The organism is Moorena sp. SIO1F2 (assembly GCF_010672755.1).
In the GTDB taxonomy this organism is placed as follows: Bacteria; Cyanobacteriota; Cyanobacteriia; order Cyanobacteriales; family Coleofasciculaceae; genus Moorena.
This window is the reverse complement of record NZ_JAAHFV010000434.1, coordinates 1-4,930: the sequence shown is the minus strand read 5'-3', so window position 1 is coordinate 4,930 and position 4,930 is coordinate 1. Positions and strand designations below refer to the sequence as shown.

Sequence of the window (4,930 nt, the reverse complement as noted above, 5' to 3'; positions counted from 1 at the left end):
TCGCTAGGGTAAACCCAATGGTTACCGCAGCATCAACAGCATTGCCACCTTCTTTTAAAACGGCTAAACCAGCTTCTGAGGCATAGCGTTCTTGAGAGGAAACCATACCGTTGTTAGCGATAACGGGATGAAAGATATCTTTTCTGCTAAAGATAACTGTGTCTTGAGCAGAGGCGCTGCCAGCACTAATGAAAATTAGAGTAGTCAGACAAGTGATGATGAATTTATATTTTCTAGCTATCTTGCCCATGGGATAGTTGAGGGACTATTTAGGGATTGGAAATGATTTTCGGCTTTCGGAAAGATACTATAACGGTTTCCACCAGCGCTACTAGGGAGTCGGGAGTCGGGAATCGGGAATCGGGAATCGGGAGTCGGGAGTCGGGGGGATTACTTTTGTCTGTTGCCTCTTGCCTCTTGCCTATTCCCTGTTCCCTGTTCCCTACACACAGCCATATATCACTAATCGCACCAAAAGTTTGTACTTAACTTGACAGTAATTTTGACTGCTTAATGATGAGTCTTTAAGGGGTGCAATTAATCCCGACTAAAAAAGTCGGGTATGGTTGACGGACATTTTGAGGTATGTTACTTTTAATCAAGTCTTGACGGAACGTAATTAGAGAGCGTAATTAGAGATATACCCATGAGCCAAGCCACAATTACTCCCAAAACCCAGGCATCTACCGCATTTACCAATTTGAAGTGTAAAGAGTGTGGTGCGGAGTATGAGCCCAAGGCAATGCACGTTTGTGAGGAATGCTTTGGTCCGTTGGAAGTAAAATATGACTACGGTACCCTCAGAAGCCATGTAACCCGGCAGAGCATTGAGGCAGGTCCGAAATCGATCTGGCGCTATCGTTCTTTCTTACCCCTTGCCACTGATAACTATATTGATGTTGGTACGGGAATGACTCCCTTAGTCAAATCGACTCGCTTGGCTAGACGCTTAGGGTTAAAAAATCTCTACATTAAAAATGATGCTGTCAACATGCCCACCCTCAGCTTCAAAGACCGGGTGGTATCAGTAGCTCTAAGTAGAGCAAGGGAGTTAGGCTTCTCAACGGTATCCTGTGCTAGTACTGGAAACTTAGCGAATTCTACTGCTGCGATCGCAGCCCATGCTGGACTCGACTGCTGCGTGTTTATCCCTGCTGACCTGGAAGCGGGTAAAGTGATGGGCACTCTGATTTACAACCCCACATTAATGGCAGTCAAAGGCAACTACGACCAAGTCAACCGCCTCTGTTGTGAAGTAGCCAACACCCACGGTTGGGGATTTGTGAACATTAACCTACGTCCCTACTACTCAGAAGGCTCTAAAACTCTGGGCTTTGAAGTCGCTGAACAACTAGGTTGGCAACTACCGGATCATATTGTTGCTCCCTTGGCATCAGGTTCCCTATACACCAAAATCTACAAAGGCTTCCAAGAATTCATCAAAGTCGGTCTAGTAGAAGATAAATCAGTGCGCTTCAGTGGTGCTCAAGCAGAAGGTTGCTCCCCGATCGCTCAAGCTTTCAAAGAAGGACGGGACTTTATTACTCCAGTCAAGCCCAACACTATTGCTAAATCCATTGCGATTGGAAACCCAGCCGACGGCATCTACGCTTTAGAAATAGCTAAGAAAACTAACGGAAACATTGAATCCGTGACTGATGCAGAAGTTATCGAAGGCATGAAGTTGCTGGCAGAAACCGAAGGAATCTTCACAGAAACTGCAGGAGGTACTACAATTGCTGTACTCAAGAAGTTGGTAGAAGCTGGTAAAATTGACCCCGATGAAACTACAGTAGCCTACATCACTGGTAATGGCTTGAAGACCCAAGAAGCAGTTCAAGGCTATGTGGGTCAACCGTTTATCATTGAACCAAAACTAGACAATTTCGAGCAAGCATTAGAGCGGGCTAACACCCTAGAGCGTTTGGAATGGCAGCAAGTTTTAGTTTAAGCAGTCAGCAGTCAGCAATCAGCAGTCAGCAGTCAGCAGTCAGCAATCAGCAGTCAGCTATCATCTGATTTTATTCAAAAGCATCGATCTAGTAGCGTGGCACAGGCTTCTAGCCTGTGATAACCCATAAGCTGATAACTGATAGCTGATAACTGATAGCTGATAGCTGATTGCTGATAGCTGATTGCTTACCATTCAACCTTCAAAATTGAGAATTCAAAGCAAGATATTGATTATGGCTGTAAAAGTTTTAATTCCTACTCCTTTACAAAAATATACCCAAGAGCAAGCAACAGTAGAATGCGAGGGAACGAATGTTTCTGAACTGATCGAATCCCTGGAAAGTAATTGTCCTGGCATTAAACAACGACTGTGCGATGAGCAGGGTAAACCCCGTCGATTTTTGAATCTCTACGTGAACGGGGAAGATATCCGCTTGTTGGACAATACAGAAACAAAACTCAACAATGGGGATGAAGTGAGTATTGTCACAGCTGTTGCTGGTGGTTAGACAGATACTCAGCACTCAGCACTCAGCACTCAGCAGTTGGCCATTCGCCTTGGTCTTTTGGCCACGCTACGGGAATGGCTTATAGCTTACTGCTTAAAAGATAGAGTAATTTTCAGTAACCTTTGAGCAATATTGCTTATCCTTTCAAGACAATAGGCATGCTAGCAATAGGCAATAGTGATGCAGCCGCTAATGGGATTAACCCCCTTAGGTCTGCGCTGCATCCCGACTCGCGACTCCCTCGGTGCGCTTGACTCCTGATCGGGGAACCTGAGCTGGGCTCTAAATCAGTGAATATTTTGCTGCCGCGATGGCAGTCTGTGTCCCCACAGCAGTTCAGTTCTGGAACTGGCACAACGGCAGTCTGCTATAGTTGCTGGATTTCAGTATATTAAAATTATATTATTAAATCGTATATTAAAAACTATAGCCTCTAGAGTAACTTAGTGACTAAAACTTGGTGAGTGAAACTTGGTGAGTGAAACTTGGTGAGTGAAACTTAGTGAGTGAAACTTGGTGAGTGAAACTTGGTGAGTAAAACTTGGTGAGTAAGTTCGCGGTATTAGCCGACAGACGAATATTCCTTTAGTATATCAGATCAGAAACTAAAACTATAAAATAATTTTTTTTCGTTATTATCATCAGTAGGATTAGTAGTAATAGCTAGGTAGTCTCAGTAGCTCATAGCCATGGGCAATCCTAGAGCTGGTTAACAAAAACCTCAATAATGGTTGAATTTATAAAACACTAAATAGTAATTAAGTAGTTTGCCGCCTTATATCCATGAGACAATCCCTGAAAAACTTCCCCCGACTCAAACGTGTTCTTTTCACTGGAGCGATCGCAACCACAGCAGTTTGGTCTTGGGCAACACCGATTAATGGTAGCTCTGTGGTTGTAGCATTTCAGGATAGCCCCAAAACAATTGTTGATGAAGTTTGGCAAACTGTAAATCGGGAATATGTCGATAACACCTTTAACCAAGTTGACTGGCAAGCGACTAGGCACGAACTCCTCAGCAGAAGCTACGCTTCAAAGGAAGAAGCCTATAAAGCGATTCGGAAAGCCCTAAAAACCTTAGAAGACCCCTACACCCGCTTTTTAGAGCCAGAAAAGTTCCAAGCCTTGACAAACCAAACCGTTGGTGAACTGTCTGGTGTAGGTATTCGCATGGAAATAGAAAAGCAGACCGAGACCCCGTTGATCATTGAACCGATTGAAAATTCCCCAGCGTTTAAGGCAGGTATTAAAGCTGGGGATAGGATTTTAGCTGTAGATAGCAAATCTACGAAAGGGTTAAGTCTCGAAGATGCGTCGGGACTAATCCGGGGTAAAGTGGGAACATCAGTGACTTTGCGGATTGCTCGACCAGGACAGGGAATCTTTGAGATACAACTAACCCGAGCTCAGATAGAAATCCCCTCTGTTCGTTACAGCGTCAAGCAAGAAGGGAATCTGCGAGTGGGTTATATTAGCTTAAATGAATTTAGTTCCCATGCAGCTGAACAAATGCAACGGGCAATTAGGAACCTAAATCAGCAGAAGGTGAATGCTTATGTCCTAGATCTGCGGGGAAATCCAGGCGGATTGCTTTTTTCGAGTATTGAAATTGCCCGGATGTGGATGCAAGAGGGAGAAATTGTTAGCACTATAGACCGGATCGGTGGTAAACAGGCATACACCGCTAATCGAACGGCCTTGACCAATCTGCCCTTAGCGATTCTAGTGGATGGTAACTCGGCTAGTGCTAGTGAGATTCTAACTGGTGCTCTCAAAGATAACAAACGCGCTACTGTTATCGGTTCTCGGACCTTTGGTAAAGCCGCTGTCCAGTCTGTCCATGCCTTATCCGATGGTTCAGGTTTAACGGTGACTGTCTCTCGTTACTACCTACCCAGTGGTGAAGATATTAGTTTAAAAGGAATTGTGCCCGATATTCGCCAAGAGTTGACCCTTGAGCAACGGCAACAGCTATCTCGTCAACCGGGATGGCGTGGCACTAGCAAGGATCCTCAATACGGAAAAGCGATCGCAGTTTTAAAATCAACTACTCCATCTCAGGCTGAAACCCTAAGTCAACCCATAAACTCAGGTAGGGTCTGGTAGAATTGAGAATTGAGAATTAAGAATTAAGAATTGAGAATTGAGAATTGAGAATTAGTTCATTCTACATTCTACATTCTACATTCTACATTCTACATTCTTCATTCTTCATTCCTCATTCTACATTCTACATTCCTCATTCTACATTCCTCATTCTTCATTCTTCATTCTTCATTCTTCATTCTTCATTCTTCATTCTCAATTCTTAATTCTACATTCTTCATTCTTCAGATGTAGCCCACCAACGGATGAATCACAATAAAACAATTGTTGATTAACCATATTTGAATTCGTACTAATTCAATATTTCACCAATCCCACCAGATGTAGGGTGGGCAGTGCCACAGAAAGATTAATTGGCTTGA

The 4,930-nt window shown here is 43.7% G+C and carries 4 protein-coding genes and 1 pseudogene; 4 read left to right on the top strand and 1 reads right to left on the bottom strand.

The features are described from left to right. Positions 1-250: pseudogene (gene ggt / locus F6J94_RS30220) on the bottom strand (gamma-glutamyltransferase); the annotation flags it as partial. A gap of 32 nt (positions 251-282) precedes the next feature. On the opposite strand from ggt, the gene F6J94_RS30215 reads away from it, so the two are divergent. The 4 genes from F6J94_RS30215 to ctpB all read left to right on the top strand — a co-directional run bounded on the left by F6J94_RS30215 (position 283) and on the right by ctpB (position 4,568). Beyond that, entirely contained in the window at positions 283-489 is a 207-nt protein-coding gene (locus F6J94_RS30215; protein ID WP_293027795.1) for a hypothetical protein, read from the top strand. A gap of 157 nt (positions 490-646) precedes the next feature. Then, positions 647-1,951: a threonine synthase gene (gene thrC / locus F6J94_RS30210; RefSeq protein ID WP_293047062.1), complete on the top strand. Its 1,305-nt coding sequence runs from the start codon at positions 647-649 to the stop codon at positions 1,949-1,951. Positions 1,952-2,186: 235 nt separating this feature from the next. Next, positions 2,187-2,462 (top strand): MoaD/ThiS family protein, encoded by a 276-nt coding sequence (locus tag F6J94_RS30205; protein ID WP_293027789.1) that lies wholly within the window; start codon positions 2,187-2,189, stop codon positions 2,460-2,462. A gap of 783 nt (positions 2,463-3,245) precedes the next feature. After that, the gene (ctpB, locus tag F6J94_RS30200) at positions 3,246-4,568 is read left to right on the top strand and encodes a carboxyl-terminal processing protease CtpB (RefSeq protein WP_293027786.1); all 1,323 of its coding nucleotides are present in this window, start codon (positions 3,246-3,248) and stop codon (positions 4,566-4,568) included. The last annotated feature ends 362 nt before the right edge of the window (positions 4,569-4,930 follow it).